The sequence below is a fragment of the Priestia sp. YIM B13486 genome, from assembly GCF_042787865.1.
GTDB classification, from domain to species: Bacteria; Bacillota; Bacilli; order Bacillales; family Bacillaceae_H; genus Priestia; species Priestia megaterium.
This window is the reverse complement of record NZ_JBHZOZ010000011.1, coordinates 65,808-81,940: the sequence shown is the minus strand read 5'-3', so window position 1 is coordinate 81,940 and position 16,133 is coordinate 65,808. Positions and strand designations below refer to the sequence as shown.

General features: G+C 37.9%; 17 protein-coding genes. 12 read left to right on the top strand and 5 right to left on the bottom strand.

From position 1 onward, the window contains the following. Nucleotides 1–51: 51 nt before the first annotated feature. A complete protein-coding gene (locus ACFX4G_RS22580) occupies nt 52–1,395 on the top strand; it encodes an amino acid permease (RefSeq protein ID WP_377577146.1) in 1,344 nt (447 codons plus the stop codon). Between the two features lie 70 nt (nt 1,396–1,465). Next, nucleotides 1,466–1,606 (top strand): hypothetical protein, encoded by a 141-nt coding sequence (locus ACFX4G_RS22575; protein WP_013082476.1) that lies wholly within the window; start codon nt 1,466–1,468, stop codon nt 1,604–1,606. Between the two features lie 43 nt (nt 1,607–1,649). On the opposite strand, the gene ACFX4G_RS22570 is transcribed toward ACFX4G_RS22575, so the two are convergent. Both ACFX4G_RS22570 and ACFX4G_RS22565 read right to left on the bottom strand, forming a co-directional pair. Continuing rightward, the gene (locus ACFX4G_RS22570; protein WP_014460817.1) at nt 1,650–1,802 is read right to left on the bottom strand and encodes a YpzG family protein; all 153 of its coding nucleotides are present in this window, start codon (nt 1,800–1,802) and stop codon (nt 1,650–1,652) included. A gap of 227 nt (nt 1,803–2,029) precedes the next feature. Then, entirely contained in the window at nt 2,030–3,703 is a 1,674-nt protein-coding gene (locus ACFX4G_RS22565; protein ID WP_097823859.1) for a ribonuclease J, read from the bottom strand. 216 nt (nt 3,704–3,919) lie between these two features. Here ACFX4G_RS22565 and ACFX4G_RS22560 point away from each other — a divergent pair, with 216 nt between their 5' ends. The 4 genes from ACFX4G_RS22560 (at nt 3,920) to ACFX4G_RS22545 (ending at nt 6,415) form a co-directional block, all read left to right on the top strand. Next, complete coding sequence (locus tag ACFX4G_RS22560; RefSeq protein WP_377577143.1) at nt 3,920–4,060, top strand: hypothetical protein; 141 nt, start codon at nt 3,920–3,922, stop codon at nt 4,058–4,060. Nucleotides 4,061–4,128: 68 nt separating this feature from the next. Beyond that, nucleotides 4,129–4,275 (top strand): hypothetical protein, encoded by a 147-nt coding sequence (locus ACFX4G_RS22555; protein WP_377577140.1) that lies wholly within the window; start codon nt 4,129–4,131, stop codon nt 4,273–4,275. A gap of 181 nt (nt 4,276–4,456) precedes the next feature. Next, the gene (locus ACFX4G_RS22550) at nt 4,457–6,043 is read left to right on the top strand and encodes a DNA-binding protein (RefSeq protein ID WP_377577137.1); all 1,587 of its coding nucleotides are present in this window, start codon (nt 4,457–4,459) and stop codon (nt 6,041–6,043) included. A gap of 147 nt (nt 6,044–6,190) precedes the next feature. After that, nucleotides 6,191–6,415, top strand: a complete 225-nt coding sequence (locus ACFX4G_RS22545; RefSeq protein WP_028408120.1) for a hypothetical protein — start codon at nt 6,191–6,193, stop codon at nt 6,413–6,415. A 96-nt stretch (nt 6,416–6,511) separates the two neighbouring features. Here the strand turns inward: ACFX4G_RS22545 and ACFX4G_RS22540 are convergent, their stop codons facing one another. Further along, on the bottom strand, nt 6,512–7,243 hold the full coding sequence (locus ACFX4G_RS22540) for a ZIP family metal transporter (RefSeq protein ID WP_013082482.1): 732 nt from the start codon (nt 7,241–7,243) through the stop codon (nt 6,512–6,514). A gap of 461 nt (nt 7,244–7,704) precedes the next feature. Here ACFX4G_RS22540 and ACFX4G_RS22535 point away from each other — a divergent pair, with 461 nt between their 5' ends. From ACFX4G_RS22535 to ACFX4G_RS22525, 3 genes are all read left to right on the top strand, one after another. Next, entirely contained in the window at nt 7,705–9,090 is a 1,386-nt protein-coding gene (locus tag ACFX4G_RS22535; RefSeq protein ID WP_043979140.1) for an amino acid permease, read from the top strand. Between the two features lie 155 nt (nt 9,091–9,245). Further along, nucleotides 9,246–9,467 (top strand): hypothetical protein, encoded by a 222-nt coding sequence (locus ACFX4G_RS22530; RefSeq protein ID WP_043979137.1) that lies wholly within the window; start codon nt 9,246–9,248, stop codon nt 9,465–9,467. A gap of 156 nt (nt 9,468–9,623) precedes the next feature. Then, a complete protein-coding gene (locus ACFX4G_RS22525) occupies nt 9,624–9,824 on the top strand; it encodes a hypothetical protein (protein ID WP_013056287.1) in 201 nt (66 codons plus the stop codon). An 89-nt stretch (nt 9,825–9,913) separates the two neighbouring features. Here ACFX4G_RS22525 and ACFX4G_RS22520 read toward each other — a convergent pair whose 3' ends face one another. Continuing rightward, entirely contained in the window at nt 9,914–10,123 is a 210-nt protein-coding gene (locus ACFX4G_RS22520; RefSeq protein WP_013058452.1) for an alpha/beta-type small acid-soluble spore protein, read from the bottom strand. Between the two features lie 90 nt (nt 10,124–10,213). Further along, nucleotides 10,214–11,197: a LacI family DNA-binding transcriptional regulator gene (locus ACFX4G_RS22515; protein WP_043979135.1), complete on the bottom strand. Its 984-nt coding sequence runs from the start codon at nt 11,195–11,197 to the stop codon at nt 10,214–10,216. A 327-nt stretch (nt 11,198–11,524) separates the two neighbouring features. On the opposite strand from ACFX4G_RS22515, the gene ACFX4G_RS22510 reads away from it, so the two are divergent. The 3 genes from ACFX4G_RS22510 (at nt 11,525) to ACFX4G_RS22500 (ending at nt 15,979) form a co-directional block, all read left to right on the top strand. Next, nucleotides 11,525–12,766 (top strand): MFS transporter, encoded by a 1,242-nt coding sequence (locus ACFX4G_RS22510; protein WP_043979132.1) that lies wholly within the window; start codon nt 11,525–11,527, stop codon nt 12,764–12,766. 12 nt (nt 12,767–12,778) lie between these two features. Then, on the top strand, nt 12,779–14,245 hold the full coding sequence (locus ACFX4G_RS22505) for a glycoside hydrolase family 32 protein (RefSeq protein WP_097823856.1): 1,467 nt from the start codon (nt 12,779–12,781) through the stop codon (nt 14,243–14,245). A 273-nt stretch (nt 14,246–14,518) separates the two neighbouring features. Next, complete coding sequence (locus ACFX4G_RS22500) at nt 14,519–15,979, top strand: protein adenylyltransferase SelO (protein WP_377577132.1); 1,461 nt, start codon at nt 14,519–14,521, stop codon at nt 15,977–15,979. The last annotated feature ends 154 nt before the right edge of the window (nt 15,980–16,133 follow it).

Genomic DNA, 16,133 nt, shown 5'->3' with positions numbered 1-16,133 from the left:
ATAAATTTTTCAAACTATCACACACTACATCGAGGTGTAAGGAGTGATAGTATGAAAAAGAAAATAGGCTGCGGAAGTCAGGTTGAAGGGAAATTAAAATGGTGGCAGCTGTCTTTAATCGGGGTAGGGTGCATCATCGGTACAGGCTATTTTTTAGGATCAAGTATTGCAATAAAAGCCACGGGTCCCTCCGTATTAATTGCTTTTTTACTAGCAGCAGTATGTACATTTATTGTATTTGACGCTCTTGCTAAAATGAGTGCTCAAGATCCTCAAAAAGGTTCGTTTCGCTCCTATGCTAAAAAAGCTTATGGAAGATGGGCAGGTTTTAGCAGCGGATGGGTGTACTGGAGTTCAGAGATGCTAATCATGGGGAGTCAGCTCACGGCTTTATCTCTTTTTACACGTTTTTGGTTTGAAGATATTCCACTGTGGGTCTTTGCCTCTATTTATGCTGTTTTAGGCATTGCTGTTGTATTAATCGGAACAAAAGGCTTTGAACGAATGGAAAATGTATTTGCTGTCACAAAGGTGGCTGCTATTTTAATGTTTATTGTACTAGCTAGTCTCGCTTTATTTGGATTTCTTGACGAAGGTGCCAAACAAGGAGTGCCGCGAACGATAAGTGAAGTATTTCCTCATGGATTTTTAGGTTTATGGGGCGCTTTGCTTTATGCCTTTTATGCTTTCGGCGGCATCGAAGTTATGGGGATCATGACGGTTCGTTTAGAAAAAAAAGAAGACGCACCGAAAGCGGGAAGAACTATGCTTATTCTTCTTGGAATTATTTATATTGTTTCACTGAGTTTAGCTATTTTAATTGTGCCATTTCATGATTTTCATGGAAATCAAAGTCCATTTGTAACGGCTTTAGAAACATACCATCTTCCATTTTTCCCTCATGTTTTTAATGGAGCAATGATTATTGCGGGTTTCTCAACAATGTCAGCGTCTTTTTTTTCCGTAACAACAATGATTGTCACTCTTTCAGAAGATGGAGATGCTCCTGCATTGTTTTCAAAACAAAAACAGAAAAAGCTGCAGTTTCCTTTACCGGCTTTACTTTTAACAACAGCAGGATTAATTGTTTCTATTGTTCTTTCCTTGCTATTGCCCGGGAAAATTTATGAGTACATTACAACAGCAGCGGGACTGATGCTGATTTATAACTGGTTCTTTATTTTAATTTCCTTTCATCGCTTAATCAAACAAACCGTTTGGGATAAAGTGAAACAAGCTGTTGGCCTCTTATTAATCCTGCTAGCAGTAAGCGGTACGCTGTTAGAATCTGCAAGCAGACCGGGCTTTTTTGCAAGCTTAGGCTTTTTAATTGTTATAAGTCTTGTTATTTTGAAACTGCGCCATAAGTGGAAAGAAGAAGAAGCCGCTAGCTAACATATATTTAATCTTTATGAGGGATACTATGCACGTTGTACAATTACAAAAATAAAAGGTGGTTATGATCATGCCAAAAAACAAGCAGACTCCTTCTTCACAAGTAGATCAAAAACAAGTAGTAGATGACAAAGCAAAAGCGCTACGAGAAAATAATTATGAAGATGGTCATATTCGCAAGATAACTCAAAGCGGGGCAGACGGTCAATAACAAAAAAAGACGCGTTCGCGTCTTTTTTTGTTGAAGCGTATCCTTACCAACGATGAGCTTTTGCATTACTTCGCAGGATGATGTTCGTTTGAGACATCTCTGTATGTCCATTTACTTGGGACTTTGAACGCTTCGGTCTCGTCCAGTTGTGGCGGAATAGTTCTGAATGCTGATCTACATGATTTTTATCATTCATCATAATCACCTCAAGGATAGGATACTTTCACAAGATATTTGCAGTGAAATATCTCTCTTATAGAATGGGGTAAAAAAGAAGAAATACACCTAGCACTTTTAACCATACATATAAAAGCAGTGCCTATTCATAAACTACAGAAGGCAACTTCTAACTTCAGGTTAAGCTTCGGATTTATAAAGGAAAAACTGCCTTAGTGGGGACTAAGGCAGTTTTTGCTGGAGGAATTAAACTTCAATAATGATGGGAAGAATCATAGGTCTTCTTTTCGTTTGGTTATATAAGAACTGTCCAAGGGTGGTCTTAATTTCTTTTTTCATAATGTTCCATTGGTGAACGTGCGCTTTTTGTAATTGGTTTACGATTTTAGTCACTTGTCGATTAACGTCTTTTAATAGCTGCTCTGAGTCTCTTGTATAAACAAAACCTCGCGAAATGGTATCTGGACCAGAAACAATTTTTCCTTCCGTTTTATTTAAAGTAATCACAATAACCAGCATGCCATCTTCTGAAAGTTGTTTACGGTCACGTAAAACCGCGTTTCCAACATCGCCAATGCCAAAACCGTCTACATATACATTGCCTGCAGGGATTTTTCTTGTTTGAACAGCTGTTCCGCCCTTAATATCAACAATATCACCGTTATTTATAATAAAAATATTCTCTTTTTCCACCCCAACGGATTCCGCTAATAAGCTGTGGTGATGAAGCATGCGAAACTCACCGTGAATCGGGATAAAATACTTTGGTTTCATCAGTGTAGCCATTAATTTTAATTCTTCTTGATAGCCATGTCCTGATACGTGCATCCCTGTTGCGCTTCCTGAACCGTAAATCACATGAGCCCCGAGTGTGAAAAGACTGTCGACAATACGAGAGATATTACGTTCATTACCAGGAATAGGCCCTGCTGATAAAATAACCGTGTCTTCAGGAAGAATTTCTACTTGTCGGTGATTTCCACTGGCTAATCTAGATAGAGCGGCCATCGGCTCGCCTTGGCTTCCAGTGCAGAGAATAGCGACTTGTTCAGGCGCAAGTGAATGTACTTCATAAGGTTCAATTAGCATCCCTTCAGGAATAGTTAAATACCCTTTCTCTAACGCAACTGATACAACGTTAACCATGCTTCTTCCAAGAAGCGCAAGCTTTCTATTCGTTTTAATCGCTGCATCTACAATTTGCTGTACCCGGTTAACGTTGGAGGCGAAAGTAGAAATAATCACTTTTCGCTTTGCTTTACGAAAAGCTTCTTCTACATGTTTGCCAACTAGCTTTTCTGAAGGCGTAAATCCAGGGCGTTCAGCATTTGTGCTTTCGGATATTAAAGCCAGTACACCTTCACTGCCGATTTTCGCCATTTTATGAAGATCTGGATATTGGTCGTTAACAGGAGTTAAATCAAACTTAAAATCTCCCGTATGCACAACAGCTCCTTCAGGGGTATGAAAGACAATGCCGAGACAATCTGGAATGCTGTGATTCGTTTTAAAAAACGAAAGCGGAATATTGCCTAATATAATTTCGGACTCTTCGTTGATTTCAATAAGCTCCGTCTCAGCAGATAATTGATGCTCTTGAAGTTTAATATCAATTAATCCAAGGGTAAGGCTTGTTGCATAAATAGGGAGATTTAACTGTTTTAAAAGATAAGGAATACCTCCAATATGGTCTTCATGACCATGAGTCACAACCAGTGCGCGAACTTTTTCTCGATTCTCTTGTAAGTATGTAATATCAGGTATGATCAAATCAATTCCTAATAAACTTTCATCAGGAAATTTAGACCCGCAGTCAATCACAATGATGTCATCGTCATATTGAACGGCATACATATTTTTTCCTATTTCATTAATGCCGCCTAAAGCAAAAATGGATAGTGTATTGCTATTTGTACTCACACTTATTTCCTCCTATATTTTCAAAATGAATATGCAGAATTTCTACTCTTAGTATGAACATTTATTTCTGGTGCATTCTGTTAAATATGGAGATTTTATTTTTATTTAATATGAGGATGCAAGCAAAAAGAAAAGAAGGTCATTTTCCTAATACTACCTCTTATTTTCTTTTTATAACTCCATAAAATATAGACGTTACACATGGAGGTGGATGAAATGAGTAAACAAAATAAAAGCACAAACCAAGGAGTCAGCAGCAGTGCAGTAGCTGTCGATAATGTAAATAAAAGTATTTTATCAAACGATATTCATACAGATGAGCTTCAAAAAGCAAAAGTAAGTCGTCATAATAAATAAAAGAATGACAGACAAAAGAGCAGCTTTGAGCTGCTCTGGATAAAATAGAGATAGGGAAGTGAAAAAACGTGTCAGAACACAAAAATTCTCAGTATACAGAAGAAAATAAGTCCACGCCTAGTCGTCCTCTTGAATATAAAGAACGCACAAACGAATCACAGAGTACACGTCAAATGCTACGCAGTATTCTCGAATATTCAAGTCGTTATCGTTAACAAATTTTACATATAATCACGGGCATATTCAAAAGGGTTCGTCTTAACAAATATAAGGTAGAAAGAACCTTTTTTGAAAAAATATATATTATTTACAATAAATTTAAAAAAATCATAAATGAACCTGCTATAATCCTCTTGAAAAGACAAGCATTGCAAAAATTTGAGAGGAGCATTTTATATGCGAAAAAAACACACTCGCGTAGGTTATGCCGTTTTAACAATGTGTACGGCTTTATCTATCTCACTGCCTTTTACTACTCATTCAGCATCAGCAGAAAGCGCTACTGATCCTGCACCAGAAATTAAATCCACCGTTGTGAATGACAATAATGGCAAGAAAGTCTTGTTTGATAATACCCATGGCCAAACTGCCGGTACAGCAGATTGGGTTATTGACGGAGGTTTTTCTGATTTTGGGAAAGGACTGGCTGGCAGCGGATTTGATGTAAAAGAACTGCGGAAATCTACGCCGATTACATACAGTGACCTCAGCGGCTATAGCGTGTTTGTTGTGCCAGAAGCAAATATTCCGTATAAATCTTCTGAACAAGCTGCCCTTTTGCAATATGTTCAGAACGGAGGAAGCGTCTTTTTTATTGCAGATCATTACAATGCAGACCGAAACAAAAACCGCTGGGATTCTTCAGAAGTTTTTAACGGGTACCGTCGTGGAGCATGGACAAATCCAGCCAAAGGCATGACAACGGAAGAAGCAAACTCTGATGCAATGCAAAACGTAACAAGCTCTGACTGGCTGGCGAATAACTTTGGTGTTCGCTTTCGCTATAATGCCATCGGCGATGTGACAGCCAATGATATTGTAGCTCCTTCTCAAGCATTCGGTATTACGCTAGGTGTTTCAACCGTTGCTATGCATGCAGGTTCTACGGTTGCTATTACAGACCCAAACAAAGCAAAAGGAATTGTGTATCTTCCTAAGACAACAACAAAATGGTCAAATGCTGTAGATCAAGGAGTGTATAATGGAGGAGGAAGAGCGGAAGGGCCTTTTGCTGCTGTTTCAAAAGTAGGGGCAGGTAAAGCTGCTTTTATAGGAGATTCTTCACCGGTTGAAGATGCTACACCAAAATATAAACGAGAAGATACAGGATCTTTTAAAACCACATATGACGGATTTAAGGAACAAGACGATTCTACACTGCTTGTAAATATGGTCAATTGGTTAGCGAAGCAAGAAAGCTATACCTCTTTGAATCAAGTATCAGGACTTCAATTGGATCAAGCTACAGCATTACTTTCGTCGGAAACGCCAAGTCAGTCCACTGAGCCTCAGACAGAGCCATGGTCAGCACCTACAGCAGGCTATAAATGGTACGATACGTCAACTTTTGCATCTGGTTCATATGGTTATAAAGGTGGAACCACACAGCCCCCAGCTGCTAGTGCTTACGTGTTGGAACATCAAGCCATTTTACCAACGAGCGGCATATTCCAAATACGCGTAAAGGTAAGCGGGCTTTCAGCTAACACTACGTACAGCACGTTTAATCTAGGTGCATATAACGGATCGGGAACTCAAATTGCTAAAGTTCAAAACGCAGATGGAAGCTGGCCGTCATCGTATGGATACAGCAGCAATTTTTCAATTACAACGGACGCATCTGGAAATGGAGAAAAGGTTTTGAATGTCCAATTAAATCCAAGCGCAGTGGGGAGTGCCAATCTTCGCTTACGCCAAAGCGGTACGAATGCATATACAGAAGCTGTGACGGTAGGGAACGTAGCGGTTGAACCATTGCCTTAATAAGGCGGAAGCAAGCACTTGTGCTTGCTTTTTTATTGTTGTATTCTCTATCTTTGAGCGTTAAAGAAGCGTCAGACGAGAGGCTTATCCATAAAGGAGAAATATGATATCTTAGAAGAAAGAATGAAGTAAAAGGAGTCAGCTAATATGTCTAAATATAAAGAATTAGAGACGGGTTATCTAATGGATAAGATTAAAGAATACAAAAACTTAATTTGGAGAGTAGGACCAGGAAGTGAAAGAACTATAGAAGCTGTTCAAGAGATTCAAGGAATGGAAAAAGAGTTAAAAGCACGCAATGCAGAATTTGAAGCTACGGATTGGAAAGCTTTTACTCGGGAAATAAAAGAAAACTACGATTTTACTTATTAAGAAGACACATTCATAATAATGTGATAAGGAAACACGTCTCCAAGTAGAAGGCTTTGTGCTTTCTACTTGGAAACGATAGAAATAGTATGAAGACAATTAAGAAAAATGATCTAATATCAGCGAAGCAAGTAATCCAAGTGCAGCAATTAATCCCGTAATAGAACCTCCTTCTTCATAGGCCTCTGGCATCATTGTAGAACCTACCATAGCAATGATACCGCCGCCGGCAAAAGCAGCAATAGCAGCCATAAGTGTCTCAGATGCATGGTCTAAAAAAACAAAACCTGTCCATGAGCTAAAAGCTGAAATGAACAAAACAGCTGCCCATAGTAAAAAAATTTTCTTTTTAGAGAATCCGCTTTTTACTAGACCGGTCGTACTGGACAGTCCTTCAGGAATATTACTTATAAAAATAGCGATAACAAGAAGCCAGCTAACGGTTGCATTTTCAATTAAGCTAGCCCCAATCATAATGGACTCTGGGATGGCATCCATTACGGTTCCTATAAATATAGCAATTCCAGAACTACTCGCAGCCATTTGTTTGGTAGACCTCTTTCTTTTATTCGCTCCTTGACGTGAAATTAGATAGTCTAAAAAAGTAAAAACGACAGCCCCGGCAAGAAAACCAAGAGAAGTAGCTTTTAACCCGCCGTTATGAACCGAGTCTCCAAGCAGCTCATAGGTAGATGCTCCGATTAATACACCTGTCCCAAAAGCCATAATATAACCAATTATCTTTTTGCCGATAGGCAAAAAAACTGCTGCCAAAGCACCAAGAAGGACAGCTGATCCTGAAATTCCGCCCCACATCGCAGCTTGCCACATGAAAAATCCCTCCTCATCTCTATTTTCTATGGATACTTTCCCTAAGAAGAGAAAGAAAAAACGTAAAAGGAGAAGAAAGGAATTTTTTCGATTAAGTAGTGGTTTCATTTCGTTAGCCTTAAGAAATAGAGTGTTCCCGTACCCTGCGCCTATATTTATTTTGAATGTTCATAAAATTTAAATTATACTGAAATAAAAAACTATTTCACTCAAATGATTGATTTAATAAAGGTTAAAGGTTTAATTGAGTGTTTTTCTGAAAAAAACAATTGTATTTCTGAGGGAAATTTATTATTATAAAATAAGTAATTATACAGTCGGATAGCTAAAAATAGAAAAAGTAGTTTAGTTGTAAAGGTACTAGGTAAAAATGGAAGGTTTTAAAAACGATAGCTGTTCCATCAGACACAAAAAGTATCTTTCCTAACAGAGCTATAACAAGTTTAGGAGGAGGAAATGGAATGGCAGACAAAGAGCTAAAAAGAGGCTTAGAATCCCGTCACATTCAAATGATCGCGCTAGGCGGAACAATTGGCGTTGGATTATTTATGGGATCAGCAAGCACCATCCAATGGACAGGTCCATCGGTATTGCTTGCTTACGCAATCTGCGGAATGTTTATTTTCTTTATTATGCGTGCCATGGGCGAAATGCTGTACATGGAACCAAGCACAGGTTCATTCGCTACATTTGGCCACAAATATATTCATCCATTGGCAGGTTATATGGCTGCGTGGAGCAACTGGTTTCAATTTGTAATCGTAGGGATGTCTGAAATTATAGCGGTAGGAGCATATATGCATTATTGGTTCCCACATTTACCAGCTTGGGTGCCTGGTATTATCGCCATGTTGATTTTAGGCACAGCAAACTTAATTTCAGTAAAATCATTTGGAGAGTTTGAATTTTGGTTTGCGATGATTAAGATTGTAACAATTATTTTAATGATTATCGCAGGACTTGGGTTGATTTTCTTTGGATTTGGAAATGGCGGAGACGCAATTGGGTTATCAAACCTTTGGGCACACGGCGGTTTCTTTGCAGGCGGATGGTCAGGCTTTTTCTTTGCTCTATCTCTTGTTATTGCAGCTTATCAAGGAGTCGAGCTAATTGGTATTACAGCTGGTGAAGCAAAGGATCCTAAAAAAACGTTAACAAGCGCAATTCAAAGCATCATCTGGCGAATTTTAATTTTTTATATTGGAGCAATTTTTGTCATCGTGACGGTATATCCGTGGAATGAGTTGGATTCCTTGGGAAGTCCGTTCGTATCTACATTTGCTAAAGTTGGCGTTACAGCAGCTGCAGGTATCATTAACTTTGTAGTTATTACAGCAGCGATGTCAGGCTGTAACAGCGGAATTTTTAGTGCAGGACGCATGCTTTATACGCTTGGTGTAAACGGTCAAGCACCTAAATTCTTCACAAAAATTTCTCGTAACGGTGTTCCGATTTACAGCACACTCGCTGTTATGATTGGGTTAGTAATTGGAGTTATTTTAAACTACATCGCTCCACCGAATGTATTTGTTTATGTATACAGCGCTAGCGTGCTTCCAGGAATGATTCCTTGGTTCATTATTCTTATCAGCCAAATTCGTTTCCGTAAAGCTAAAGGGGCTGAAATGGACAGTCATCCTTTCAAAATGCCTTTTGCGCCTGTAACAAACTATATAACTATTGCTTTTTTACTTATGGTGCTTGTAGGCATGTGGTTTAATGATGAAACGCGTATTTCACTTATTGTAGGGGTTATTTTCCTGGCTCTTGTTGTCATCAGTTTTTACGCATTCGGAATAAATAAGCGCATGATACCTGATACAGAGAACGATCAACTAAAGAAATAACTATGCTTTTTCATAAATGAAAAGCAAAACAAAAAAACGGCTGAGAAAAGCCGTTTTTTTGTTTTGTTTAAATGAAAGATACAAGAAAAATGTTATTGTGCGCTGATAGTTTGGATAAACTATATTCGTTCATATAACGTAAAGGAGCGAATGTTATGAGAAGCCACAGATATATTATCAAAGATTCACTAAAAGCTGATGAAGTTGCTAGAGATTTGGAACTGCAGCTGGACATAAACCGAATGTCGGATGTCAGAATCCTTTCGGTAAATGCACAAAACCAAATACTCGTTCAAATGGAGGAGGAGAACGAAGAAGCAGGAGATGTTATTGATGTATTTATGAAAGAGTATAAAACCGCAGAAATTATTGAATAGCATGTAATTGAGAAGAATATTGAGGGGTTTCGTTGAATAAATAAAAAGAAAACACCTTTAATTTTTATTAAAAAAGGAACGCACGAAGAAAACTTCTTGTTTATCAAGAAGTTTCTTTTGTATCTGAACATTCGTTTGTATAGGTAAGGAGAGGTGATGAAGGTGAAAAGAAATGGTGAGGGTCACGTCTTTTTTATTATTCTTGGAGGCCTGTTTATTTTAATAGGCACACTCTTTGCAAATACTTCCGTTTATTTTCTCATCTCCGGATGGATAGCAGCCGTCTGTTGTTTAGGAATCAGCGCTGTACTAAAGAAAGGAAAAACAAAATCAGTCAGTAAAGAGGAGGAAGAATAATAATTTTTATATAAAAATGGAAAGTAAATATATGAAAAGGAAGAATGGATATCCATTCTTCCTTAAGTCATGGTGTGTATGAAATTGTCTTAGAAACGTCCGCCGCCAAGTTGTTGCTCAGCTAATTGTACAAGACGTTTTGTGATTTCGCCGCCTACTGATCCGTTTGCACGTGCAGTAGTGTCAGCTCCTAAATTTACTCCGAACTCGCTAGCGATTTCATATTTCATTTGATCGATTGCTTGTTCAGCTCCGTATACTAATAATTCATTATTATTGCTGCTTTTGTTGTTTGCCATTGTATTCAACTCCTTTCTGTAACGTTAAGGTGTGAATAAAGGAAGAAGAATATGCAACAAACTGATATTTATTTTATAAAAAATGTATTTTTACGTTGTTTGTCCTTCTAGAAGCTTAACGGGAAGGCAGATTTCACGAGGTATATTGCTGAATTCTCCTTCAATTTCTTTTAGTAAAATATCAATGGCTGTTTGAGCAATCGATTCAATGGGCTGTTGAACTGTAGTTAGACCAGGTAACAAAGTCTGACTGGCCTCCGTTCCGTCATAGCCCACGATTTTTAAATCTCTTGGGATGTTTTTTCCTCTTTTTTGTGCTTCTGCAACTACTAAAGCTGCAAGTAAGTCATCACTTGCAAAAATACCATCTACTTCCGGATTTTCTTCAAAAACCTTAGAAATAGTTTCTCTCTGGATGTTGCGGTCGAAGGTATTTGAAATTTCATACGTGATAGGCTGTTTTTCGTACTTTTTCATCACGTTTTCATAAGCTTTCCTTCTTAAGTTAGCTGGAGTTTCGAGTTTAAGGGGGCCGTTAATATGAATAATATGCTTACAACCTTTTGAAATGAGCAATTCCGTGGCTTGTTTTCCTCCAGCATAGTTATCAGAAGATACGGTAGGAATATCTGTTGATAAATAATGATCCACTGCTACCACAGGAAGACTTTGACTTTCTGAATCAAAAATACCTCTATTATAAGTGACGGCAATCACACCATCTACCTGATTTCTGATAAGCATCTCTACATATTTTTTTTCTTTATCAATTCGATTAAGACTGTTGCAAAGAAGCACTTTGTAGTTAAGAGAAGCACATATACTTTCAATGTGAAAGGCTAACTCTCCGAAAAAAGGGTTGCTCGTTTGCGGGACAATCATACCGATTAAATTTGTTCGCTTATTAAATAATGAACGTGCAATATCATTTGGGAAATAATTAATTTCTTTCATTGCTTTATAAACATTTTCTCGCGTTTCTTTGCTTATGTAACCACGGTTATTTAATACACGAGAAACGGTAGTCGGTGAAACACCTGCAATTTTTGCTACATCACTAATCTTGGCTTTCATCTAGTTTCCTCCTAATTTCTCCAAAACATTGCTTTTATAGTATATATCAGACATGTAAAAGCCTTAAAATAAATTGCAATCAAGCAAATAGCTTTCAGTCGTTACGTTTTCTTTTGAGTGATAAAAATCTATGTAAGGATTGTAAACGGTTTATTAAACAATTTAAACATACCACAAAGCCCACTTTTACACCTAATACAATCTTTTTTTAAATATAAAATATGAAACCGGTTGACATATGAAACCGGTTGACATAAAATCAAATTGAAAGTGCTTTCATTTTGTTAGATAAAAGATTTTATATCTTAAGCTAAAGGGGTAACTAAAATGAAAAGTTCAAAAAGTTTATATTGGAAGCTGAGTGCATATTTTTTCTTCTTCTTTTTTACGTGGTCGTCAAGCTACTCTTTATTTTCTATCTGGTTAGGGCAAGAGATTAAGTTGAATGGATCAGCAACAGGCTTAATCTTTTCTGTAAACGCTATCTTTGCTTTGTGTATGCAGCCTTTGTACGGATATATATCTGACAGGATAGGTTTAAAGAAACACGTTTTATTTTTTATTAGCTGTCTTTTAGTGTTTGTAGGACCATTTTATATTTTTGTTTATGGACCTTTGCTTCAATACAATGTGTTGATAGGGGCTATTATTGGAGGCCTATATTTAGGAGTAGCGTTTTTGGCGGGCATCGGAGCGATTGAAACATACATAGAGAAAGTCAGCCGAAAATATAAATTTGAGTACGGAAAATCTAGAATGTGGGGGTCATTAGGCTGGGCTGCAGCTACGTTTTTTGCAGGACAATTGTTTAATATTAATCCTCACATTAATTTTTGGGTGGCATCTGTTTCAGCAGTTATCCTAGTGGCTATTATTTTTTCTGTAAAAGTAGAAATGAGCAGTTATGAAATGGAAAAAGCTGAATCCGTCACGCTAAGAGATGTAGGCAGTTTATTTTTATTGAAGGAATTTTGGTTTTTTATGATTTATGTTGTTGGTGTTACATGCGTATATGGGGTATATGATCAGCAATTTCCTATCTATTATGCATCTTTGTTTCCTACTGAATCGATAGGTAACCAAGTATTTGGCTACTTAAATTCGTTTCAAGTATTTTTAGAAGCTGGAATGATGTTCGCAGCACCGTTTATTGTAAATAAGATCGGTGCAAAAAATAGTTTAATTTTAGCAGGGTTTCTAATGGGATTTCGTATTATTGGGTCAGGGCTTGTTGTTGGTCCAATTGGAATATCTTCGATGAAGCTTATTCATGCATTAGAACTTCCTATTATGCTCATTGCCATCTTCAAATATTTGGCAGCTAACTTTGACACGCGCCTATCTTCTATCCTTTATTTGGTTGGATTCCAATTCGCTTCACAAATAGGTGCTTCAGTTCTTTCACCCATAGCGGGAGGATTATATGATAGCGTAGGTTTTTCCCGTACCTATTTAATTATGGGAGGTATGGTTTTGGTATTTAACGTTATTTCAATGTTTACACTACTAAACTCTAAAAAACATAGATTTATAAGAAAAGATGTACAAGAAAACACGCAGATTATATAGGGGGATATGATGATGTTAACGGTAAATAAAATTGAGCAAGCTCAACATTCATTAAATGAAGCAGAGAAAAAGGTGAATCATCAATATCGGTTAGGGTATCATATTATGGCGCCAGCGAACTGGATTAATGATCCCAATGGGTTGGTTCAGTATAAAGGAGAATATCATGTTTTTTATCAGCATCATCCTTATGACGAGAACTGGGGACCGATGCATTGGGGACATGTGAAAAGCAAAGATCTTGTTCATTGGCAGCACTTGCCGATTGCTTTAGCTCCTGGAGATCCATTTGATAAAGATGGATGTTTTTCTGGAAGTGCCGTGGATAACGAAGGAGAGCTTACGCTAATTTATACAGGACATAATTATATAGACAAAGAGCTGGATACTTTTTTTCAAAACCAAAATATAGCTGTTAGTAAAGACGGCATTACCTTTGAAAAAGCAGAGGCCAACCCAGTTATTGCTGAGCCGCCAGCAGATAGCTCTCATCATTTTCGGGATCCTAAAGTATGGAAGCACGAAGATTTCTGGTATATGATTCTAGGAAACTCAACAAAGAAACAAGAGGGCCGTGTTATCTTATACCGATCTTCAAATTTACGAAAATGGGAATATGTTGGTGTCCTTGCTAAAAGCGATGGAGATCTAGGGTACATGTGGGAGTGTCCAGACTTCTTTGAGTTAGACGGAAAGCATGTGTTAATGATTTCTCCTCAAGGGATAGAAGCAAAAGGTGATTCCTATCACAACCTTTTCCAAACGGGATATTTAGTTGGAGAATATAATTATGAAACCAATACATTTCATCATGGGTCATTTACTGAATTAGATTACGGCCACGATTTTTATGCTGTTCAAACGCTTTTAGATGATAAAGGGCGGCGAATTGCAATTGGCTGGATGGACATGTGGGAAGCTAATATGCCAACGAAAGAGGATGGATGGTGCGGTGTGCTAACGCTTCCGAGAGAACTAACTTTAAGAGGGGATAAAGTGTTAATGAACCCCGTCCAAGAGCTTACATCACTTCGGAAAACTCAGTATAATATGCTAACCAATAAAGCTCTTTCTAACAGTTATGTAGTAGAAGTAAATGAAGACTTGCTAGAGATACAAGCTGTATTTGATTTAGCGGACTGCCAAGCTTCATCGGTAGGAATAAAAATTCGTGGAATAAACAACGAAGAAACGCTTATGTGTTACAACCTTAATGAGCAAAAGCTATTGCTTGACTGTACTCACTCGGGAAAAGAAGATGGAGTGAGGAAAGTAGCGTTACAAGCAGGTGAGACACTAGCTTTACGAATATTTGTGGACCGTTCTTCCGTTGAAGTATTTGCAAACGAAGGACAAGCGACCATGACGAGCCGTATTTATCCAAAAGAAAGCAGGCTCGGAATTGAATTATTTACTGAAGGAGGAAACGTAATTGTAAAAGAGTTAACGTATTGGAATTTAAAAGATATTTGGGGGTAAAATACAGAGGAAGAAGTATATTAATACTTCTTCTTTTTTGAGCATTTAATAGCTCGTCAACAAAGCGGAGGTATATAAATGGATAAGGCACTTTAGATTAAAAGTACGAGCAAATACGATATAATAGTAAAAGAGAAAATAAATGAAAGAGAAACTGTCCTGCTCTAAGACGCCCAAAAGAAAGCAGGGTAGAGCAAGGCTTACTGCGCTTATAAAATAACGATCAGTAAAGAAAGAATTATGTTTTAAGACACAAAAAGAAAAGGAGATACGATGACTAATCAAAAAGAAACAGGATGGAATTTACGTAATAGCTATGCGGAGTTACCAAACATCTTTTTTACCCCTCTTGATCCTAATCCAGTGAGTTCACCTAAAATAGTTAAATTTAACGACTCTTTAGCCGCGTCTCTAGGGTTACAAAAAGAACAGCTGCAAAGCCCAGAAGGAGTTAGCATTTTGGCTGGAAACAGTTTTCCAAAAGGTGCTTTCCCGCTTGCACAAGCTTATGGGGGGCATCAATTTGGCCACTTTAACATGCTAGGAGACGGCCGGGCTATGTTAATAGGAGAGCAAGTTACGCCTTCGGGTGAGAAAGTAGACCTTCAGCTTAAAGGCTCAGGCCGAACACCGTATTCCCGAGGAGGAGACGGCCGGGCAGCTCTAGGACCTATGCTGCGTGAGTATATTATTAGTGAAGCCATGCATGCTCTTGGTATTCCGACTACTCGGAGCCTAGCAGTCGTAACAACAGGTGAATCCATTGTTCGTGAAAAAGAACTGCCGGGGGCGATTTTGACGCGTGTAGCTTCCAGTCACCTTCGTTTTGGCACATTTCAGTTCGCTGCAAAATGGGGAACGGTCGAAAACCTTCAAGCTTTAGCTGACTATGCATTAGAACGTCACTTTCCCCACATAGAAAAGAACGAAAAAAAATATTTATCATTGCTTCAAGAAGTGATTAAGCGTCACGCTACCCTAGTTGCTAAATGGCAGCTTATTGGTTTTATTCACGGCGTCATGAATACGGATAATATGACAATTAGTGGAGAAACAATTGATTACGGACCATGTGCATTTATGGATACCTATGATCCAGAAACTGTATTTAGTTCAATTGATGTACAAGGGCGCTACGCTTATCAAAATCAACCAGGCATTACAGGGTGGAATCTTGCGAGGTTTGCTGAGGCTTTATTACCGCTATTGAATCAAGATATAGAAAAAGCAGTTGAAATAGCGCAAAGCGCTGTGACCGAATTTCCAAAATTCTATCGGGAAAACTGGCTGGCAGGTATGCAGGCTAAACTTGGGCTTTTTAACGAAGAAAAAGAAGATGAAGCATTATTCCAAGACCTTCTTACAATAATGAAAACTTATAAAGCTGACTATACAAATACGTTTCGTGCATTAACGTTCGATAAGCTAGAAAATAGTGACTTGTTTGAAAGCAAAGAATTTGCACAGTGGCATGAGCTATGGCAGAAAAGATTAGGTAGACAAAAACAATCTAAAGCGGAGTCACAAGAGCTTATGAAAAATAATAATCCGGCTGTCATTCCTCGAAATCACCGAGTGGAAGAAGCGTTAGACGCAGCACAAAAAGAAGACTACAGCGTCATGGAAACCCTTCTTGAAGTGCTTTCTAGCCCATATGAATCTCCGATTCAGCCAGAGTATTGTACACCGTCTGCTCCGTCTAATCAGCCTTATCAAACGTACTGTGGAACTTGATTCTTAAATAAGAACTGCTATTTAAAAACAGCATAAATGACGTCAAAAAGAGCTCTTTATAAAGAGCTCTTTTTGATTTCCTGAAAAATGTATTATTGATTCATTAAAATGATAACGATTTCTCGTGAAAAGCTACATAAAATTTAATAGGATA